The following is a 19,201-nucleotide window of genomic DNA, read 5'->3' on the forward strand; positions in this document are numbered from 1 at the left end:
ATCATGCAGCTCGCCTGTTGGTATTATTGTATATAGAGGCATACAATCCGGATAGGGAAAAGATAATTAAAAACAAACATTACAAAAAAGCTGCACCAGATGATGCTCTGATGCAGCCTAACAACCTCTATGATTTTGCATATACGATCTTTTTGATGCTTTCCTCCGACAGGCAGTACTGTTCCGCAAGATCATCAATCGTTAAACCTTCTTCGAATTGATGGCGGATATCCGCGTTTCTCCGGTTCAACAGCTGTCTGCTGCCTGTATTCTCGCCCCACTTCTTATGCAGCGACTTGGGTGTGGGGATATACACCAATCCGCCTTGGATATATTTCTGTATTTCCCGGATTAATGCCTCTGGGAAAACATGATCTGCGTTCACATATTTCATCCTCGCTCTGCTCCTTATATAAATACTGATGAAGGAAGCAAAGTCCAAGCTATCAGTAGCTGCAGCATAAGATGCGATGTATGGGCGGTAGCGAATTCTCCAGCTCTATGCAAACAACCGCCATTGTTCATAGTTCAGACTCTGCATAGAGCATCCGGTAAACCTTCCTCGATAATTCATGAGTTCCTCCTTCTGATAGGTCACATGATTACTTCGATTTATACTTCTTCGTCGCCTCTCATATTCCTTCTTTCTCTAATTAAGACGCCTCCCATCTTCCAAACACCGCATCATCACTTCTAAAAGCATCTAAACTGGTGTTCATCTCTCAGCCGCTGGTAGATCCGTATGCCGGTATGCCGCTGTTTCCGGGGAAAGCAGGCGAACTTCTTCCAGCCATGTGTCCACGATCTCCAGATAGGGCCCCATAACTGGTCTTTTACGCTTTCTTTAAGTATGGATTCTCATAATATGCCTATTTTAGTAAGAATTTATCATAAGCGATTATGAAATCAAGAGGTATTATTTCAGAAATACGATATGCTTAATTTCAATTATTTCGTAATCAAACATTTATTTACCAATTAATAAGCTTCCATTACAAATAATGGTGTGATAGAATATAATCAGCAGGTAGAAAATGAAAATAGTTATATCTAGTTGTTAATTATACATATATCAGGAAAATAGGGGGGCGCTTAACCTTCATGGCTCATATTATGCTCGATTCTATTAAAATGTGATTTTAAATTGAAAATAATGGTCATTTTTATATCCAGCACAATTTTCTTTTAGATTAGCCATTGGTGTTTATACAGGGAGTTCAGAAATAATTTTAGCATGAATGGGGGTAGGTCGACACCAAGTATTCGGTACGGTTAATGAAAGCCAAATTATTTAAAGGAGGTGAAAAAAATGAATGCCGTATTGGAACTGCAAAAATTAGCGCATGACACTGATGGTAAAGGCCAGGCAGCGGATGCAGGAATCACAACAATCATAACAATATGCTCGGTATTAAGTGTTTATAAGTGCTGCTAAATGAAAGCCGAATTTATTCTTGATCAAACCAAGTAACAGTTACTAAATAATTCTGGGTGCTTAGTTGAGTGGAGTTCAGCAAAGCACCCAGAATTAACTCATTAAACTCATAAATCATCAAAAATCAAGAGAGGCTGATAAATATCGAAAAAGTAGCCAAAAACCCCGAGCCATTTGAGGAGGGCACACAAGAAATTTGGCTTGATCCAGAATTTAGTAATATCCTTGCGCCAGTAGAGACATATAGGCTCTTCGCTCTACTGGACGGGGAACTGCCTTTCAAGGAGATTGATAGATTGAAAATCGGACAAGGGAATTGGTACAGATGCGAGCGATGCGTGGCTCCATGCTGTCACCAGTTCTTTTTTGTATTTGGGGACCAGAATACGATATGCTTAATTTGAATTATTTCGTATTAATAAGCTTCCAGTACAAATAATGGTATGATAAAATATAATAATACAGGTAGAAAATGAAAGTAATTATACCTAGTTGTGAAGTATACACATATCAGAAAAAGAGGGATTTACTTCAACTTTTTTATCAAAAAGAATAACAATAATTGCCAATGAGGGGGATATAGGAGATGGATGAAATAGCTATTCGTTCGAGTGAACAAAACGGGTTGCACCTTCATCTTTGCAACACAGATAAATTTAAGACAATTAGTATAATGTTGACGATGAAGTCACCTCTTCAAAAAGATTTAATTACTGCAAGAGCATTAATTCCCCATATTCTGAATGGAGGTTCAAAAAATTACCCACACCATAAGCTAATAAAACAAAAGCTTGATGAGATGTACGGTGCAACTCTTTCCCCAGATGTAAAAAAAGAGGGAGACAATCATATTATATCTTTTAGAATGGAGATCCCTGCAGCTCAATATCTTAATGTGACTAATGCGTTACTAGAATCAGCTTTGGATTTATTACACGATATTGTTTACAGTCCCGTTCTTGAAAATGGGGTATTTAATTCTTCAATCGTCGAACAAGAAAAGCGCTCCTTAAAGCAACGACTTGCCTCAATGTATAATGAGAAAATGTTATATACTAGTGTTCGTTTGATAGAAGAGATGTTTGAAGGTGAACCGTATCAGCTTCCTGCATATGGTAGCGAGAAAGATATTGATTCCCTTAGTGATTTATCCATTTATCAAATCTATGAAGATCTGCTTCAAAACGATCGGTTTGATTTATACATCGTTGGTGCTTTTAATGAGGATGAGGTTAAACTTATGGTCCATGACGTTTTTTCTGAACAGCATAACAACAAACCTGTAAATACCATTTCTCCAGCTAGAAAAGATAGAAATGGTATTAAGATTATTCAGGATAAACAGGACGTAAATCAAGGAAAGCTTCTTTTGGGTTATAGAACTTATTCGACAATACAAGATGAGGATTTTGAAGCTACAAGGTTGGCAAACGCGATTTTTGGCAGATATCCATCTTCCAAATTATTCATTAATGTGCGTGAAAAGAAAAGTCTTGCTTATTTTGTATTTTCCCAACTAGAGAGCAATAAAGGGTTGTTATTAACGATGGCCGGAATTGATTTCGATAATTATGAACGTGCAGTTGAAATTATAAGAGAACAAGAGTACGCAATGAAAGAAGGTAACTTCACTGAGGATGAAGTTGAACAAGGTAAAGCAATGTTAATTAACCTATTACTTGAAGCATATGATACTCCTTTAGGAATTATAGATATATCCATGGAAGCGGTTGATAGCGGGTTTTCAAGTAACATAGTTGATCAGATAAACAGAATAAATAGGGTATCCAAAAGCGATGTCATTCGCGCTGCTAACAAATGGGAACTTGATACAATCTACTTTTTAAATAGAAAGGAGTAAATAAGATGGAGTCAATGGTCTATAAAAGAGTACAAGAGACAATATATTATGAAAAGCTCACCAATGGTCTTGAAGTTTTCATACTTCCTAAGAAAGGATTTCATAAAACATTTGCCACATTCACAACAAAGTATGGTTCAGTAGATAATAAATTTTCAACTCCAGGAAATAATTGTGCCACTCAAGTTCCAGATGGAATAGCGCATTTTTTAGAACATAAAATGTTTGAAAGTGAGAAGGTTGATGTTTTTCATACATTTGCAAAACAAGGAGCTTTTGTTAATGCATTTACCAGTTTTACTCGCACGGCGTATACATTTTCAGCAACATCTAACATAAATAACAATTTGATAACCCTTCTAGACTTTGTTCAAGAACCATATTTTACGGATGAAAACGTAGAAAAGGAGAAAGGAATCATTGAACAGGAAATAAAAATGTATCAGGATAGTCCAGACTGGCGTGCTCGATTTGGAATCTTAGAAAATATGTATAAGAGTCATCCGGTGAAAATTGATATAGCTGGAACAATAACTTCTATCAATCAAATCACTAAAGAGGATTTATTCACTTGCTATAATACTTTCTATCATCCTAATAATATGTTACTTTTTGTTATTGGGCCTGTAGTTCCTGAAGAAGTAATAAGGCTTATCCGAAGCAACCAGAACCAAAAAACATTTCGAGAACCAACAGAAATTCATCGAATATACCCCGAAGAAGAAGCAAAAGTGAACAGAAGGTCAAGTATTATGAAGATGCCAGTTGAAACACCTAAAGTGTTAATAGGATTTAAAGAATCTAACCCTAAAAGACAAGGTCAAGACATGCTTAAATATGAGTTATCTCTAAATGTTTTACTAGAATTAATGTTTGGTAATAGCTCTGAAGCGTACGAAAAGATGTATAACAATGGTTATTTAGATGAGACATTTACTTTTGATTATACAAATGAACAGGGCTTTGGTTTTTCGGTAATTGGCGGAAACAGCCAAGAGCCCGAAAAACTCATAAACATTGTAGATGAAACGATTGTTGGTTTTAAGAAGAAATCAATAAAGAAAGAGGACGTACAACGTGTAATTAAGAAAGAGATGGGTAACTTCTTAAGAGCCATTAATTCACCTCAATTTATCGCCAATCAATTTACACGTTATCGCTTTAATAAGATGGACCTATTTGAAATTTTGCCAACACTTGAGAATCTAATCGAAAAAGAGCTTGAGGAAGTACTCCATCAACACTTTTCTGATATATCCAGAACAACATTAATTGTAAACGGGGATTAAATTTAATTACTGCTAAATTTTTTATATAATACAAAACTAGAGAGAACAGTACTCTATTACTAGAAAATAAAAATATAGTATTAAATAACTAAAAATAATCAGAAAGCGTTGACACAGTCATCTCCAAATGTTACTATAAACTCAATATTATTATTAATGGTAATAATTACTATATTTTCTTACACCATACTTCTAGGCTACTACATTCGTACAGAAAAGTGGCTAAGTGATTTTATCCCCTTTTGTATGCACATTACAAGCTTATATCTAATCAGCAAGCTTTTTTGTGACAGCCAGACATCTCCAATAGTCAATCATAATACTCACATTCAATCCTGTCTCAATCACTAGATTTACCTTCCATAATAAACCATGCTAGAGGGTTTATAATAACTGAGATAGGACACACCCATGTTGCTTCCCTTATTACAGACTAGGTAGTATTACATTATAAAAAATTTCCAAGAGCAAAAAAAGAGATTTCCGATATCACGATTTCAAATCCTTTTATTGGCATCTTACCTGAAGAATATGTAAGGAAATGTTGCGGAAAATAGGCGATATTTCCCTATACATATGGAATATACATAGAGAAAGAATAAAAAATGGGGGGATATGTATGGAAGGAAATATGCTTTATCATCAGTACATGAAACCGGATTCAGAATATTACGAAAAAATGAGCGCGATAGAAAAGGCATATGAAGTGAATGAGATTCCTGATACATATGATGTTATTTCAGACAGTGACTCCGTTTGGAAGCACTATCATTTCAAGGGATTAACACTACCAGAACAGGGATGGAAAATTCATGTAACTGCAACATTTGAAGATTCACAGAGTGTGCTAGAAAAGGTTGCTCGATTATGTATAGATAGAAAAATTGAGTTCAAGCACCTTAAGGATAGAAACAGTTTTATTGAGATGAATTCGAAAAATGCTAATCGTGCTTCTTCTGGGAAATTTATAACAATATACCCTATTAATAATGAAAGCTTTGTTGAATTGTTGGAATTGATTTCTTCAACAATTCAGGATTTTCAAAAAGGACCTTATATTCTTAATGATAAGAGATGGAAGAATAGCAATGTATTCTATAGATATGGAGGATTTAAAACTATAATTAATGAACATGGCGAACATTGCATTAGAGATGAGCAAGGAAATTTAATTAAGGATCAAAGAACTCCTTTTTATCAGGTTCCTGACTTTGTAAAGGATTTCGATGATTATCTGAATACCATTAATAATGACTTGGAAACTAAAGCGGAAGGCAATTTAGAGAAATATGATATTGAAACTGCACTTACCTATAGTAATGCTGGTGGGGTATACCGTGCGACTCGAAAGAAAGATAATATGAAAGTGATTATCAAGGAGGCCAGACCAAATGCTGGTTTAGATGGGGCAGGTCAAGATGCCTTATCCAGGCAAAAAATTGAATATGATGCCTTAAAAAAACTTAAAGATGTACCCGGTGTTGTTAATTTGATTGAGTATTTCCAAGAATGGGAACATTACTTTTTAGTAGAGGAATTCATAGAAGGGCAAGACTTAAGGCAATGGATTGCCCGAACTTTTCCATTCGTTAAAGACAGTGAACTTATAAGGGATCACGCTAAAAACGTTAAAAAGATACTGTTACAACTTTTCCCGCTTATAGATCATATGCATCAAAATGGAGTAGCTATGGGTGATTTGCAACCATCAAATGTAATGGTAACCGAGGACTTAACCGTTAGGATAATAGATTTTGAAACTGCTATGCCTGTAAACTCTGAAGACAACCCTAGTATGGCTACGACTGGATTTGTTTCGCGAGAAATGAAAGTTAGTGGTGCAAGAGATTGGTTCGGATTAAAGAAAATTGTAATGTTTTTGGTGCTTCCAGTCCTTTCGTCAGAAGACTTAGAGGGGTATCTACAATCTAACCATCATAATTGGATAAAAGAAAACTATGGAGATTCATTTTATCGTTTCATTGTAGATTTACAAGAAAAATGCAATAAGAGAATAAATGATTATCAACAGTATACGCCTAAAGAAATTAACCTTAGTGATCAGTCAAGTGACTTTAACATCTCGTCTATTATTTATAAGTTAATAAAAGGAATCGAAAATAATTTAACCAATGATGAAAGGTTCATTAACGGTGACATTCGTCAGTTCATGATGAGCGGGGGGAAATTTAACTTTTTGACTGGAGGAAGTGGCACCGCTTTTACACTTACTAAACAACAATCTAAAACTGTAGAAGTAGATAACTGGATTCAAAGTTTTTTATTAGACAATTTAGCTCGAATTGAAGACAATGGATTATTGACTGGAAAGACAGGAATATTGGCTTTGCTTTATGCAAAAGGTTATAAAGAAGTTGTCTTTAATGAAGTGAGGGTTTTAAAAGATAATATTAATGAAACTAATATTTCTTTACGCTCTGGTCTTTCAGGGATAGGTTTATTCGTAATTAGTTTATACCTGGAAACAGAAAACAAGGAATATTTACAATTTGCAATAGAAATAGAAGAATTAATTGACTTTAACAGAGTTAAAGGTGAACCGTTAAGAGTTAATGACTGGATGGCGGTTGATATAGGTGCAATTGATGGATTATCTGGGGTATCGCTGTTTTATTCAGCACTTTATTCAGCGACCAATAATAAGAAGTATCTAGAAAAGGCTGAGTTAGTACTAAAGGAAGATTTAGAATCAACAAAAAAAGATGATGTAAGTGGTGTATTACAAACATTGGATAAGAGAAATCGCCTATTGCCTTATCTTTCTGGAGGATCTATTGGAATTGCTATTTCAATTTGGTTTTTAAATCATGTCAGTGGACAAGACCTTTATAGAGAAGAGATGGATGCGGTTTCAAAATTATCAAAGATTTGTTGTACAATTAGTGGAAGCTTATTTGATGGCGCAGGTAGTTTTCTTTTAATCCCTTCTATGATGGAACATGGTGAAAATCGCGAGGAAATTGTTAGTGAGGTATTGAAGTTACTTAATCTCTTTTTAATTGAGAAGAATGGTTATTATGTATACCCAGGACAATTTTCTTTTAGATTAGCCGATGATGTTTATACAGGAAGTTCAGGAATAATTTTAGCATTAATGGGGGTAGTTAAAGATAATCCACTCTATTGGTTACCATTGATTAATTCGGATGAATTTCTAGAAAAAACAAAGGCCAAGGCTCTAGTAGTCACTAGTGAACAACGGTGATATGATTACATGTTTAGCTTGCAAAATAAGCGCATGACACTGATGGTAAAGGCCAAGCGGAGGATGCAACAGTCACAACAATAATAACGACTCTAGCAACTATTTGGTCGACACCAAAGTTTTTCGGTAAGGCTAGAATGAAAGTCAAATTAATTTAATGGAGGTGAAAAAATGAACGCCGTATTGGAATTACAAAAATTAGCGCATAACACAGATGGTAAAGGCCAAGCAATAGATGTAACACCAACAACGACTGTATTTCCACCGCCTATTTATTCAACTGTTAGTGTTAGTGCTTGGGAGTGTTACAAAAATTAGCGCATGACACAGATGGTAAAGGCCAACCAGCGGATGTAACACCAGTAATAACAATTACAAGAACAATATCAGATACTTGTTGGTCGACACCAAGTAATCAAAGCCAAATTATTTAAAGGAGGTGAAAAAATGAACGCCGTATTGGAATTACAAAAATTAGCGCATGATACAGTTGGTAAAGGTCAAGCAGCGGATGTAATACCCACAATAACAACGATTACAAATACTACTAGGTGGTCGCTAACAAGTAATTTTTTGTGCCGCCAATGAAAGCCAAATTAAGATTATTTAAAGGAGGTGAAAAAAATGAACGCCGTATTGGAATTACAAAAATTAGCGCATGACACTGATGGTAAAGGCCAAGCTGATGTAATACCCACAATAACAACGATTACAACTACTAGGTGGTCGCTAACAAGTAATTTTTTGTGCCGCCAATGAAAGCCAAATTAAGATTATTTAAAGGAGGTGAAAAAAATGAACGCCGTATTGGAATTGCAAAAATTAGCGCATGACACTGATGGTAAAGGCCAAGCAGCGGAAAGAACAATCACAATCATCACTATAGGAAAGTCGACATTAAGTGTTTATAAGTGCAATTAATGAAAGCCAAATTATTTAAAGGAGGTGAAGAAAATGAACGCAGTATTGGAATTGCAAAAATTAGCGCAAGCCACTGATGGTAAAGGCCAAGCAGCGGAAGCAACAATCACAATCATAACTGTAGGAAAGTCAACCTTAAGTGTTTATAAGTGCAATTAATGAAAGCCAAATTATTTAAAGGAGGTGAAGAAAATGAACGCAGTATTGGAATTGCAAAAATTAGCGCAAGCCACTGATGGTAAAGGCCAAGCAGCGGAAGCAACAATCACAATCATAACTGTAGGAAAGTCAACCTTAAGTGTTTATAAGTGCAATTAATGAAAGCCAAATTATTTAAAGGAGGTGAAGAAAATGAACGCAGTATTGGAATTGCAAAAATTAGCGCAAGCCACTGATGGTAAAGGCCAAGCAGCGGAAGCAACAATCACAATCATAACTATTGGAAAGTCGACACTAAGTGTTTATCAGTGCAATTCATGAATCTTCAAAAATTAAATAGGATTTAACTGAATGCAAAAGTTCAATTTTTGATCAAAGCAAGTAACAATTACTAAAATAATTCTGGGGTGCTTAGTTGAGTGGAGTTCAGCGAAGCACCCAGAATTCACTCATTATACTCAAAAATCATGAAAAAATCAAGAGAGGGTGATAAATATCGAAAAGTTATTAGAAATAGCCAAAAACCCCGAGCCATTTGAGGAGGGCACACAAGAAATCTGGCTTGATCCAGATAGAGCTGATCTTGTTTTGAAGGGTCACTTTGACGAGAATATACCTGGTGGTAGCAGGGATAGCAGTTTTATTGATGAAACTATTGATTTTATTAATAACCTTGCACCAGTAGAGAAATATAAAAAGGTTATTGACTTAGGTTGTGGTCCAGGGCTCTATTCACAAAGATTAGCAATGAGGGGTTACGATGTTGTAGGTGTAGATTTTAACCAAAATTCCATTGACTACGCAATTAGGGAAGCTCAAGAAAAGAATTTATCAATAGATTATAGGAATGAAGATATTACTAATATTGACCTAGAAAATGATTTTGATTTAGCCCTTTTAATTTATCAGATTTATGGTGTGTTTAATCCAACTAAGAGAAAAAAAATACTTAGCAATATCCACCGTGGGTTAAAACCGGGAGGATTAGTATTATTAGACGTGTTATCAGACACTAGTTATGAAAAGTTCGAACCAAAAATTGTGTGGGTATTATCTAATGAAGGTAGCATATTTTCAGATAAGAGCCATTTAACTTTATACGCGGCACTTAAGTATCCTAATAAAGTTACTGTGGAAAGAAGTATTCTAGTTTTTGATGATGGTGAGTTAGTAAATTATAATTATTGGAATCAAAATTTCACTATTGAAGATTTAGAAAAAGAAGCGGATGAAGCAGGATTTACTCTTGAAAAGGTATATGCAGATGTTAATGGTGGAGAATACGTCAACAATAGCGAGTCCTTCGCCGCAGTTTTAAAAAAGAAATAATCAGATAAGAAAATCCCATTTAAGGATTCAGTGTTTGCAAGAATAGGAATAATTTAATCCCCTGGCTCTAACACTGAATCCTAAAGGTAAAATGTCTAAGGATATGAAAGTTTCACATATTTAATATGTGTTTAAATAAGTCGTTCAAAAATAAAAATAAAAGGATAAACATAAAATATGAAAAGACTCACTTTAAAACAATTTATCGGTATTCTAGATAAGTACAGACCTTCTGGGTGGTTACTTTTCATAGCACTTGTATTATCGATAATTCAAACGGGTATATCTTTAATAATTCCATTAGTTTCCATGGAACTTGTCGATTTATTGGTTGTAGAAGAATTTAACATTTTCACTTTATTAGGCTTGTTACTTCTTTTTATGTTCCAAGTTTCACTTTCTGGTATTTCTCTTTATATGATGATTTATATTGGTGAAGGAATAATTGTCCGCCTAAGAGAAGATTTATGGAGAAGAGTAGTAAGATTTCCTGTTAAATTTTTTGATGCAAATAATTCAGGAGAAATAATGAGTAGAATTACAAATGATACTATGGTAATGAAGAATTTCTTTGTAGAGCATTTGATTCCTTTCTTTACAGGGCTAATTACTATTACAGGTTCTCTTTTCATTCTTTTTCTAATAGATTGGAAGATGGCGCTTATTTTTTTACTAGTTTTTCCTGCTGCATTTTTGGTTCTAAACCCACTTGGTAAAAAGATGTACAGGGTTTCCAAAGATGTGCAAACTGAAACAGCCTTATTTCAAGGAAATCTTAGCAGGGTATTAAGTGATGTTCGTTTAGTAAAGCTTTCAGTTGCTGAAAATGAAGAAGCTGTTCAAGGAGCTAAGCGCGCAAGAAGATTATATAAATATGGCTTAGAATCTGGGAAAGTAATAGCAGTAGTATCACCTCTTATTACAACAACGCTCCTTATTGTATTAGTTGGCATATTTGGTTATGGAGGCTATCAAGTTGCAACAGGCTCTTTGTCAGCAGGAGCTTTAGTAGCTATAGTATTTTATATATTCCAAATTATGACTCCTGTAACATTAATGGCTCAATTTTTCACTCAAGCCCAAAAAGCAATGGGAGCAACAGAACGTGTCAATTCATTATTAGTAGAAGAGCTTGAAGAAGTTGTTGTATCCAACAAAGAAAATGTCAAAGAAGACATTGAAGCTGGAATTACCTTCTCAAATGTTGTATTTTCTTATAGTGAAAAGGGAGAAGTATTAAATAATATTAGCTTTACAGCTAAGGAAGGTAAAAAGACGGCAATTGTGGGTGAAAGTGGAGTCGGTAAAACAACTTTATTCTCATTACTTGAACGATTCTATATTGTTGACAGTGGGGATATTTTTTATAATGGTAGATCGATATATTCTCATGAATTAAGTGAATGGAGAGAGAAGATTGCATACGTTAGCCAGGATACCCCTATTATGGAAGGCAGTATTAAGGACAATTTAGTGTATGGCATAAAGAAAGATATAAGTGATTCCATTATTTTTGATGCACTAAAGAGTGCAGACTTAGACTCTTTTGTGTCATCACTGCCTCAAGGACTAGATACGGAGGTTGGTGAAAAAGGTATCCGCTTATCAGGTGGACAAAAACAAAGAATAGCAATTGCTAGAGCCATCATAAGAGATCCAAAAATACTACTATTAGATGAAGCTACAGCTCATTTAGATAGTCAATCTGAGGCACTCGTTCAAGAAGCTTTCAATAATTTAATGAGAGATAGAACAACGATAATTATTGCACACCGTCTTTCAACTATTAAGGATGCAGACTGTATTGTAGTTATACAGGAAGGTAAAGTATCAGGGTGTGGTTCACATTACGAATTATATGAAACAAATCAGTTATATAAGAACTTATTTAATCAGCAAACATTTTCTAAAGAATTGGTTCTTAGTGGGAATGTGTGAAAAATTTCAATGAAGAAGGCCTTTTTGATGTATTTTTTATCCCCTCAAAGGTAGACCTATTTACATAAAAATCTGGATACTCGAGGGGATTTTCTATTTTCTCTAATTGGGATTCGAGATTTCTTTGTATCCCGATTTACCCCATATGACTTGTCACAGTTGATCCTTAAAGTTCAATTCTCATTTACTATCTATGCATTAGTTCCACATTTACGAGCTTTCCTAATTTGGCGCGGCGCCGGCCATCGAGTTCTGCCGTTTGGTCCGCATATGGGCAAGGCTCTATGCAAACAACCGCGTTCATAGTTCAGACTTTGCATAGAGCATCCGGTAAACCTTCCTCGATAATTTATGAGTTCCTCCTTCTTCTAGGTCACATGATTACTTCGATGCTATACTTCTTCGTCTGCGCTCCTCATATTTCTTCTTTCTCTAATAAAGACGCCTCAACTCTATTGAACTCTAACACCGTATTCAGCTTTTGCCCCTTGGTAATCAGATGTATAATTATGGAATAGGACTCAGACAACACACGACCCGGCCAAAGATAGGAGCTATCTAAGGCCGGGTCGCGTCGTCAATAAGGTAATTATTCAAAGGGAGGGAAAAATCATGAGAATAATTAGATCTCGGGGAAAAAGCTTTGATTTAGATAACTTCTTAAAGAAACCGTTATTTGCTCATCTGTCAACCATGTCGGAAGAGGGTCCACGAGACTCTCCAGTTTGGTTTCATTGGGAAAGAGAACGGATATGGATTATTGGAATTACTTCTACAGATAGTTTTCCAAAGAGAATCGAGAAAAATTCAAAATGTGCAATTGGAATTGTTGATTTTGATCTTTATAGTGGACTTGTTTTACATGCAGGATTTAGAGGTGATGCAGAGGTTAAATCATTTGATCATGAGATAGCATATCGATTACTGTCACGATATTTAGGTCTGCATGAAGAACGATGGGATCCAAGATTTCGGAATTTAGATGACAGCAATGTATTGATATGTTTTAGACCGGAAACCGTCGTAATCCGAGATCAATCATACGTTCCAGCAAAAGAAATGATATAGATCGGCGCAAAGCATAAATATCCATATATCAGACAAGCCAGTGCTGCAGAATTCAATACAACTTTATCGTACGACTCAAGCGAATTTGATGGTCATGCTCTTTCTCAACACGGTTTATATCCATATAAATATTTGGATCATCAGTGGACAGATGAATACCGATATCCTTTTTGATTAAGATCGACGATGAAATAGCAGGTTTCATCTTTGTACTAACAGGTGTACCCAAAGAATATGTTAAATTGAGTACAGCCAATGAGACAAATGTCATTAGTGATTTCTTTATTATTCGGAAGTTCGGAAGAAGGAATTATGGGAAGCAGGCGGCGTTCTACCTTTTTGACAGATTTCCTGGTGCATGGGAGATTAGACAAACAGAAACAAATATACATGCCACTCAGTTTTGGAAGAGAGTAATTGATGAATATACGAAGGGGGAGTACATAGAAAAGCATGTTGAAGATGACCGATGGCGGGGACCCGTTCAATGTTTTCAATCCGCAAAATAAAAGAAAGGAAGATGTCCATGGAACTGAAAGAAATCAAGCAAAAATTAAAAGAAACAAGAGATGAATTACTTGAAATTGTTAATGCATTGAATGGAGATCAATTAAGCAAGCGTAAAGAACCAAACAGTTGGACTATAAGTCAGGTATGTCAACACTTAATTAAGACAGAAGAATTATATGTCATGGCAATAAAGAAAGGATTAAAGAGTACAGAAGATTCGTTTAGCGAGAATATACCCCAATGGGAGCTTTTGGTTGATAGAAGTAATAAGATAGAAGCTCCTGACATTGCTAAACCGGACGCTGAAGCTTTAGAAGGTACAGAAATAATTGAAAAATTAACTCATTCAAGAGAGAAGTTAAACGAAGTATTAAACACGGTTAAAGACCCATCACTGCTAAGCAGAAGATATTTTGTACACCCGGTTTTTAAAGAGATGTCATTAATGGAATGGGTTAAATCACTGTACTTGCATGAACAAAGACATATTAAACAAATTATTCAAATTAAAGATGGAATTTAGTAAGCAATTGCATGTTAGAAGAAGGCGGATACATTCGATAACACCGTATCTACGCTGTGGGCTTCGCCCTCGGTTGCAAGATGGGGGAGGCGAGGAAGAAGATTCAGGTCTCAAGTTTTAAAAGCGGAGGCATCACCACGTGGATCGTGAAAATCGATGAGTATGGTATAGAGATAAATACACAAGAAATAATTCACCGATTGCAGGCTAGACCAGAGGTGAGCATAGGTAGTCATTGTGGGCAATTGATTATAAACAGATTACAGGGGTCTATAGTTACCTAGGTTTTTCTTCTTATGCCCATCATATGTGCGGGAATCAATGTATTTTATGAAAAAGCCCTCTAACAATTCAATTCGTTGGTCCTTAAAGGACAACTTATGGGATTTGACATTGTTCAACTGCGCTTCTAACCCACCTATTTTTCTCATTGCCTCCTGCAACTGTCGTTCGCAATCTGGGAGCCTGGAGCGGAGGCAAGGCCGCCTTCCCCGCGGCTCTAGTATTTTGCTAAAAAGATCAACATCAGGAGGAACCGATGAGCGATTAACCGATCGATATTGCCACTTTTCATGAGACGATTTTTCAACTTCTAGGAATAGCCGCGATAGAAAGCGGCGTCGAGAACCTGGAGCCTATTCGATGCGGAGATGCTGCCGCTCTCCGCATACGCTCATCTGCCTCATGCCGCGCTGTGGCGGACGGGAGGGGGGGCTGGAAAATGAAGTTCTTATCCAGTTCGAGTTCGCCATCGATCAGTCGGTAGAAGGCTTGCAGTCACTGGAATTCCTTGCTTGGTTCGTCCGGGATTACGCGCGGGGCGGCAAGAAAATTCAATTGCGCCCCTTCGCGCTTCCTCCAGAAACGCCTTATGCCAGACATTGGGGAAGACGCTGAAATTTCATATCGATCTATTTGTGGATGGAAACGAGGACACGTTAGAGCCCCTTGTGAGGATTGAGACGACGCAATACAGTCGCGGTTTTACGAACGATTCGGGTTTGCTGTGGAGCGGGCTGTCCCGGACGGCTTCGCACCGGGCTTCGATCTTGTGGAGATGGAGCTCGATCTCTCGAAGCAAGACAATGCAGAGCAATGGTCATGACAAAAGTACCGGCAATGTGATGTTCCGAGAAGCGTGACGGCGCAAGGTGCGACCCTCATGGTGCTATCCTTTGTCGCACGTGTTGGAGCATTCCTCCGAGCCGGCTTCTCCCATTTCCAATTTCAGTTGGGAGATCCGCTTTTCGCCCCAATCGTACATCATCTGAATGATCGGCAGCAGGGTCATCCCCAGCTCGGTCATTGAGTACTCCACGCGCGGCGGCACCTCCGGGTACACTTCCCGGTGCACGATGCCGTCCTCCATCAGTTCTTTCAGTTGGCTCGTCAGCATTTTGTGCGTAATTTTGGGGAACAGGCGCTGCAGCTCGCTGAAGCGATGCGGTCCTTCCACCCCGAGATGCCACAGGATGACCACCTTCCACTTGCCGCTGAACATGGAGAGGGTCAGTTCCTTGGAACAGGTAAAATCACCGTTTTTGAGCTTTTCCTTGATTTCTTTTCGTATGTCCGTCATCGATAAACTACACCTCTTCGTTGTTCTTATCCAATAGTACCTTTTTCGTAACCACCGCACAAAAAAGTGCATTCTTCCCGCACCTCGCGATACGGGATATAATGGCGTTAATCGAACATCATTCTTCTTATATTGTAAAGGAGTGACACGACAATGTCTAAAAAAGTGCTGATTCTGACCGGCGATGCGGTTGAAGCATTGGAAGCATACTATCCCTATTATCGTTGCTTGGAGGAAGGATTCGAAGCTACCATCGCTTCGCCGACGGATACGAAAGTACTGCATACCGTCGTCCACGATTTTGAAGACTGGCAGACGTTTACGGAAAAGCAGGGCTACCAGTTGGAAGCCCATGCTTCATTTGAGCAGATCGATCCCGAGCAGTATGATGCCCTGATTATCCCGGGCGGACGGGCACCCGAGCATATTCGCCTGCATAAAGATTTCCCGCGGATTGTCCGCCATTTCTTCCAGAAGGATAAACCGGTCATGATCCTATGCCATGCCAGCGTTGCGCTGACCGTGATCGCCGAAGAGATCAAAGGGCGGGAAATGTCGGCCTACTTCGCTTGCCGTCCGGAAGTGGAAGCGGCAGGGGCGAAGTATATGGAAACCCGGTTCCACGTGGATCGCAACCTGATTTCAGGCCATGCATGGAACGACTTGCCGCAGCTGATGAGAGAATTCGTGAAGCAGGTCAATGCTTTAGCCTAAATGTAATCAAATAGGAAGAGCAAAGGACAGCATGAGGTTGCTGTCCTTTGTTGTATTATACGTTTCCACTATTATGAAATGAAGTTATACTAAGGGGAGTAAGCGAACACAGCAAACACAGAGCTGACGCGTTTCGCAGCAAGGGAGTTGTTGAAGGGTGTTTCAAAGAAAAATTCCGATCTCGGTTCACATGAATCTGTTATTCGGACCTTTTGGTGCAAAATTAATAGTGCCCATATTTTGTTTTTACATGCTCATGTATGTTTCTCTTTTCAATTCCTTAATAGCGAACCGAACTGCTATTTTTTTCGCTATACCTTTTCTCATCATGTACGGTGTTTATTATCTTTTCATCCAAAGAAAATATATGAGAACGATTAAACTGCTTAGGATTGGACTGGATGTCTTGCAGCCGTTTCTGTAATAATCATATTTCTATTTGTATATAAAGCAGGAAGAGGTTAAGTTTAACGTCTTCTACGATGATCATAGTGTACAGGATCTATATTGCGAGTTGTATATCAATATATTAGTGCAAGACAATGTTCTTGAATTGAAAGAGACGGACACTGAATATCGGGAGAATATAGTAAGAGCCTAGGCAAGTAGCGGATGATTGAATTGCCCTTCCTCTATTAACCCCCAAAACCCTTGCTTAACAAGGGTTTTTCCCGCCCCTTCTTCGGCGCTATCTACCTGTTGCCCCCGCCATCCTTTGCATTTTCCCCCGCCTGGGTTGCGCTTCCACCGCATCCTTTTCATACGAGCTATATTATCAAAACAGTATCCGTTTGTTATAATGTCTGAACGAAGTTGGAAGAATGGATGTTATATACTTGTCTCAAAGTAAATAGAGTTAGGATGAGCGTCAGATGAAAATTTTGTTGGTGGAAGATGATAAAACGATCGCGTCCGGACTTGAATATTCACTGCAGCAGGATCATTTCTCTACGGTGCTTTGCCATGATGTTGCATCGGCCAAACAGGTGATTGCGGAAGATCTGGCTCAATTCGCATTATGTCTGTTTGATTTATCCCTACCCGATGGCAGCGGCTATGAATTGTGCAAGCTCGTCAAAGAGCGGAGAGATATTCCGGTCATCTTTTTAACGGTGATAGATGATGAGGTCAATGTTGTCATGGGGTTGGATATGGGGGCGGATGATTATATTACGAAGCCTTTTCGCGTTCGCGAGCTTCTGTCGCGAATCAAATCCGTCTTACGGAGATACCATAAGCCGTCTCAGACCAGGTCGATCATCGAGATAGATCAGGTTCGCATTAATATGCTCGAGGGAAAGGTGTATAAACACGGCGCGGAAATTCCGCTGACGGCTTTAGAGTATCGCTTGCTGCTCATTTTCGCCAATCATATTGGGCAGGTGCTTACGAGAAACCAGCTGCTGGAGCAGATCTGGGATGTCGCAGGGGACTTCGTGAATGATAATACATTAACGGTGTATATCAAAAGGCTGCGGGAAAAGCTGGAGGATCAACCGCAGCGTCCGACGCTCATCAAAACCGTCCGCGGTCTGGGCTATAAGGTTGGTGATTAGATGCTGCGGAACCGGGAGATTCAAATTTTGCTGCTAACGATGGGCTTCATCAGCTTGACGGCGACCGTTGCTGCCGCTTGGATATCGCCAGTCGCTGCGGCGCTCGTGTTCGCTGCCTCCGCTTTGCTTATGGGGAGCAGCCTCGTATTCACGCGGTGGAGATATCGCGAACTCGAAAAGCTGTCTTCCTATTTGCGCCAAATTAGCAGCGGCAATGATTCGCTTGATGTTCGCGATAATCAAGAAGGCGAGCTTAGCATTTTGAAGAATGATATTTATAAAGTGACACTCATGTTGTCTGAGCACCGCTCTCTTTTACAGCAAGATAAAATCCAACTGACCGATGCCATTTCTGATATCTCCCATCAGCTCAAAACGCCGCTGACTTCCATGACGGTCATGGCCGATTTGTTGCGCGATCCCGAGCTGCCTCAAGCGAAAAGAACGGAGTTTACGCGCAATATTCGGATTCAGCTGGAACGAATCGATTGGCTGGTCACTTCCTTGCTGAAGCTCTCGAAAATTGAAGCAAAGACGGTTTCCTTTAAAAAAGATCGGGTACCGGTGAACATACTCGTGCAAAAGGCGTTAGAGCCTGTTCTCATTCCGATGGATATTAAAGATATATCGGTTTCGGTTCAGGGAGAAGATACCGTCGCATTTGATGGCGATCTCCAGTGGACGGCCGAAGCGCTCATCAATATTTTGAAGAACTGTGTCGAGCACACGGAGGAAGGCGGAGCGATCGCCATTTCTTTTTCGGAAAATGCGTTATTTACGGAACTCATTATCGAAGATAATGGCAAAGGAATCCCGAAGGAAGATTTGCCCTATATTTTTAAACGGTTTTATAAAGGGAAGAATGCGAGCGAGGGCAGCATCGGCATTGGTCTGTCGATGGCTCACAGCATGATTACAAGTCAGAACGGTGTGATTGACGTAGCGAGCGGCAAGGATAAGGGGACGCAGTTTCGGATTAAGTTTTACAAGCAGGTGATTTAAGCCCAGGTGACTAAACTGTCATTTTCGGAGTCACTGGAAAGTCATTTTAGACAGATAAAATGAGTTCCATCAGCACATCTATGGAGGTTGT

Annotated in this window: 22 protein-coding genes and 1 pseudogene; 21 read left to right on the forward strand and 2 right to left on the reverse strand. The window is 38.3% G+C overall.

Features of this window, described 5'->3' with window-relative positions:
* Positions 1–127 precede the first annotated feature (127 nt).
* On the reverse strand, positions 128–394 hold the full coding sequence (locus FLT43_RS00225) for a CD3324 family protein (protein ID WP_087443888.1): 267 nt from the start codon (positions 392–394) through the stop codon (positions 128–130).
* 915 nt (positions 395–1,309) lie between these two features.
* On the opposite strand from FLT43_RS00225, the gene FLT43_RS29580 reads away from it, so the two are divergent.
* The 18 genes and pseudogenes from FLT43_RS29580 (at position 1,310) to FLT43_RS29840 (ending at position 15,156) form a co-directional block, all read left to right on the forward strand.
* Positions 1,310–1,435 (forward strand): class III lanthipeptide, encoded by a 126-nt coding sequence (locus FLT43_RS29580; protein ID WP_187144231.1) that lies wholly within the window; start codon positions 1,310–1,312, stop codon positions 1,433–1,435.
* Between the two features lie 586 nt (positions 1,436–2,021).
* Entirely contained in the window at positions 2,022–3,296 is a 1,275-nt protein-coding gene (gene yfmF, locus FLT43_RS00230; RefSeq protein WP_087443887.1) for an EF-P 5-aminopentanol modification-associated protein YfmF, read from the forward strand.
* A 5-nt stretch (positions 3,297–3,301) separates the two neighbouring features.
* Positions 3,302–4,585: an EF-P 5-aminopentanol modification-associated protein YfmH gene (gene yfmH, locus FLT43_RS00235; protein ID WP_087443886.1), complete on the forward strand. Its 1,284-nt coding sequence runs from the start codon at positions 3,302–3,304 to the stop codon at positions 4,583–4,585.
* A 619-nt stretch (positions 4,586–5,204) separates the two neighbouring features.
* Entirely contained in the window at positions 5,205–7,811 is a 2,607-nt protein-coding gene (lanKC, locus tag FLT43_RS00240) for a class III lanthionine synthetase LanKC (RefSeq protein WP_164776400.1), read from the forward strand.
* Between the two features lie 41 nt (positions 7,812–7,852).
* A pseudogene (locus FLT43_RS30705) lies at positions 7,853–7,969 on the forward strand (hypothetical protein); the annotation flags it as partial.
* Positions 7,970–7,982: 13 nt separating this feature from the next.
* Positions 7,983–8,129, forward strand: coding sequence for a class III lanthipeptide (locus FLT43_RS29115; protein ID WP_164776402.1), 147 nt, complete (start codon positions 7,983–7,985; stop codon positions 8,127–8,129).
* Entirely contained in the window at positions 8,114–8,245 is a 132-nt protein-coding gene (locus FLT43_RS30710; protein WP_187144230.1) for a class III lanthipeptide, read from the forward strand. Before FLT43_RS29115 ends, FLT43_RS30710 begins: the two co-directional genes overlap by 16 nt.
* Positions 8,246–8,258: 13 nt before the next feature.
* The gene (locus FLT43_RS29120; protein WP_164776404.1) at positions 8,259–8,399 is read left to right on the forward strand and encodes a class III lanthipeptide; all 141 of its coding nucleotides are present in this window, start codon (positions 8,259–8,261) and stop codon (positions 8,397–8,399) included.
* 36 nt (positions 8,400–8,435) lie between these two features.
* Positions 8,436–8,570 carry a class III lanthipeptide gene (locus FLT43_RS30715; protein ID WP_206108492.1) on the forward strand — a complete coding sequence of 45 codons (135 nt, stop codon included), beginning with the start codon at positions 8,436–8,438 and terminating at the stop codon, positions 8,568–8,570.
* A 36-nt stretch (positions 8,571–8,606) separates the two neighbouring features.
* Positions 8,607–8,732, forward strand: a complete 126-nt coding sequence (locus tag FLT43_RS29600; RefSeq protein ID WP_206108493.1) for a class III lanthipeptide — start codon at positions 8,607–8,609, stop codon at positions 8,730–8,732.
* A gap of 33 nt (positions 8,733–8,765) precedes the next feature.
* On the forward strand, positions 8,766–8,891 hold the full coding sequence (locus FLT43_RS29605) for a class III lanthipeptide (RefSeq protein WP_187144229.1): 126 nt from the start codon (positions 8,766–8,768) through the stop codon (positions 8,889–8,891).
* Positions 8,892–8,924: 33 nt separating this feature from the next.
* Positions 8,925–9,050, forward strand: coding sequence for a class III lanthipeptide (locus tag FLT43_RS29610; protein WP_187144229.1), 126 nt, complete (start codon positions 8,925–8,927; stop codon positions 9,048–9,050).
* A 33-nt stretch (positions 9,051–9,083) separates the two neighbouring features.
* Entirely contained in the window at positions 9,084–9,212 is a 129-nt protein-coding gene (locus FLT43_RS29615; RefSeq protein WP_220182441.1) for a class III lanthipeptide, read from the forward strand.
* A gap of 165 nt (positions 9,213–9,377) precedes the next feature.
* Entirely contained in the window at positions 9,378–10,220 is an 843-nt protein-coding gene (locus FLT43_RS00245) for a class I SAM-dependent methyltransferase (protein ID WP_087443884.1), read from the forward strand.
* Between the two features lie 177 nt (positions 10,221–10,397).
* Positions 10,398–12,158, forward strand: a complete 1,761-nt coding sequence (locus FLT43_RS00250; protein ID WP_087443883.1) for an ABC transporter ATP-binding protein — start codon at positions 10,398–10,400, stop codon at positions 12,156–12,158.
* Positions 12,159–12,770: 612 nt separating this feature from the next.
* Positions 12,771–13,226 carry a pyridoxamine 5'-phosphate oxidase family protein gene (locus FLT43_RS00255; protein WP_164776295.1) on the forward strand — a complete coding sequence of 152 codons (456 nt, stop codon included), beginning with the start codon at positions 12,771–12,773 and terminating at the stop codon, positions 13,224–13,226.
* A 526-nt stretch (positions 13,227–13,752) separates the two neighbouring features.
* Positions 13,753–14,259 (forward strand): DinB family protein, encoded by a 507-nt coding sequence (locus tag FLT43_RS00265; protein ID WP_087443882.1) that lies wholly within the window; start codon positions 13,753–13,755, stop codon positions 14,257–14,259.
* 642 nt (positions 14,260–14,901) lie between these two features.
* The gene (locus tag FLT43_RS29840; RefSeq protein ID WP_244194292.1) at positions 14,902–15,156 is read left to right on the forward strand and encodes a hypothetical protein; all 255 of its coding nucleotides are present in this window, start codon (positions 14,902–14,904) and stop codon (positions 15,154–15,156) included.
* A 271-nt stretch (positions 15,157–15,427) separates the two neighbouring features.
* On the opposite strand, the gene FLT43_RS00275 is transcribed toward FLT43_RS29840, so the two are convergent.
* Positions 15,428–15,838, reverse strand: a complete 411-nt coding sequence (locus FLT43_RS00275; RefSeq protein ID WP_087443881.1) for a winged helix-turn-helix transcriptional regulator — start codon at positions 15,836–15,838, stop codon at positions 15,428–15,430.
* A gap of 153 nt (positions 15,839–15,991) precedes the next feature.
* Here FLT43_RS00275 and FLT43_RS00280 point away from each other — a divergent pair, with 153 nt between their 5' ends.
* The 3 genes from FLT43_RS00280 (at position 15,992) to FLT43_RS00290 (ending at position 19,110) form a co-directional block, all read left to right on the forward strand.
* Positions 15,992–16,552 (forward strand): DJ-1/PfpI family protein, encoded by a 561-nt coding sequence (locus tag FLT43_RS00280; protein ID WP_087443880.1) that lies wholly within the window; start codon positions 15,992–15,994, stop codon positions 16,550–16,552.
* A gap of 872 nt (positions 16,553–17,424) precedes the next feature.
* Entirely contained in the window at positions 17,425–18,108 is a 684-nt protein-coding gene (locus FLT43_RS00285; RefSeq protein ID WP_087443878.1) for a response regulator transcription factor, read from the forward strand.
* Entirely contained in the window at positions 18,109–19,110 is a 1,002-nt protein-coding gene (locus tag FLT43_RS00290) for a sensor histidine kinase (RefSeq protein WP_087443877.1), read from the forward strand.
* Positions 19,111–19,201 lie beyond the last annotated feature (91 nt).

The sequence above is a fragment of the Paenibacillus thiaminolyticus genome (assembly GCF_007066085.1).
GTDB lineage: Bacteria > Bacillota > Bacilli > Paenibacillales > Paenibacillaceae > Paenibacillus_B > Paenibacillus_B thiaminolyticus.

Excerpts from the sequence above, each read along its gene's own strand:
- FLT43_RS00225 (WP_087443888.1), bottom strand. The coding sequence starts at position 394 with ATGAAATATGTGAACGCAGATCATGTTTTCCCAGAGGCATTAATCCGG.
- FLT43_RS29580 (WP_187144231.1), top strand. The coding sequence starts at position 1,310 with ATGAATGCCGTATTGGAACTGCAAAAATTAGCGCATGACACTGATGGT.
- yfmF (WP_087443887.1), top strand. The coding sequence starts at position 2,022 with ATGGATGAAATAGCTATTCGTTCGAGTGAACAAAACGGGTTGCACCTT.
- yfmH (WP_087443886.1), top strand. The coding sequence starts at position 3,302 with ATGGAGTCAATGGTCTATAAAAGAGTACAAGAGACAATATATTATGAA.
- lanKC (WP_164776400.1), top strand. The coding sequence starts at position 5,205 with ATGGAAGGAAATATGCTTTATCATCAGTACATGAAACCGGATTCAGAA.
- FLT43_RS29115 (WP_164776402.1), top strand. The coding sequence starts at position 7,983 with ATGAACGCCGTATTGGAATTACAAAAATTAGCGCATAACACAGATGGT.
- FLT43_RS29120 (WP_164776404.1), top strand. The coding sequence starts at position 8,259 with ATGAACGCCGTATTGGAATTACAAAAATTAGCGCATGATACAGTTGGT.
- FLT43_RS30715 (WP_206108492.1), top strand. The coding sequence starts at position 8,436 with ATGAACGCCGTATTGGAATTACAAAAATTAGCGCATGACACTGATGGT.
- FLT43_RS29600 (WP_206108493.1), top strand. The coding sequence starts at position 8,607 with ATGAACGCCGTATTGGAATTGCAAAAATTAGCGCATGACACTGATGGT.
- FLT43_RS29605 (WP_187144229.1), top strand. The coding sequence starts at position 8,766 with ATGAACGCAGTATTGGAATTGCAAAAATTAGCGCAAGCCACTGATGGT.
- FLT43_RS29610 (WP_187144229.1), top strand. The coding sequence starts at position 8,925 with ATGAACGCAGTATTGGAATTGCAAAAATTAGCGCAAGCCACTGATGGT.
- FLT43_RS29615 (WP_220182441.1), top strand. The coding sequence starts at position 9,084 with ATGAACGCAGTATTGGAATTGCAAAAATTAGCGCAAGCCACTGATGGT.
- FLT43_RS00250 (WP_087443883.1), top strand. The coding sequence starts at position 10,398 with ATGAAAAGACTCACTTTAAAACAATTTATCGGTATTCTAGATAAGTAC.
- FLT43_RS00255 (WP_164776295.1), top strand. The coding sequence starts at position 12,771 with ATGAGAATAATTAGATCTCGGGGAAAAAGCTTTGATTTAGATAACTTC.
- FLT43_RS00265 (WP_087443882.1), top strand. The coding sequence starts at position 13,753 with ATGGAACTGAAAGAAATCAAGCAAAAATTAAAAGAAACAAGAGATGAA.
- FLT43_RS29840 (WP_244194292.1), top strand. The coding sequence starts at position 14,902 with ATGCGGAGATGCTGCCGCTCTCCGCATACGCTCATCTGCCTCATGCCG.
- FLT43_RS00275 (WP_087443881.1), bottom strand. The coding sequence starts at position 15,838 with ATGACGGACATACGAAAAGAAATCAAGGAAAAGCTCAAAAACGGTGAT.
- FLT43_RS00280 (WP_087443880.1), top strand. The coding sequence starts at position 15,992 with ATGTCTAAAAAAGTGCTGATTCTGACCGGCGATGCGGTTGAAGCATTG.
- FLT43_RS00285 (WP_087443878.1), top strand. The coding sequence starts at position 17,425 with ATGAAAATTTTGTTGGTGGAAGATGATAAAACGATCGCGTCCGGACTT.
- FLT43_RS00290 (WP_087443877.1), top strand. The coding sequence starts at position 18,109 with ATGCTGCGGAACCGGGAGATTCAAATTTTGCTGCTAACGATGGGCTTC.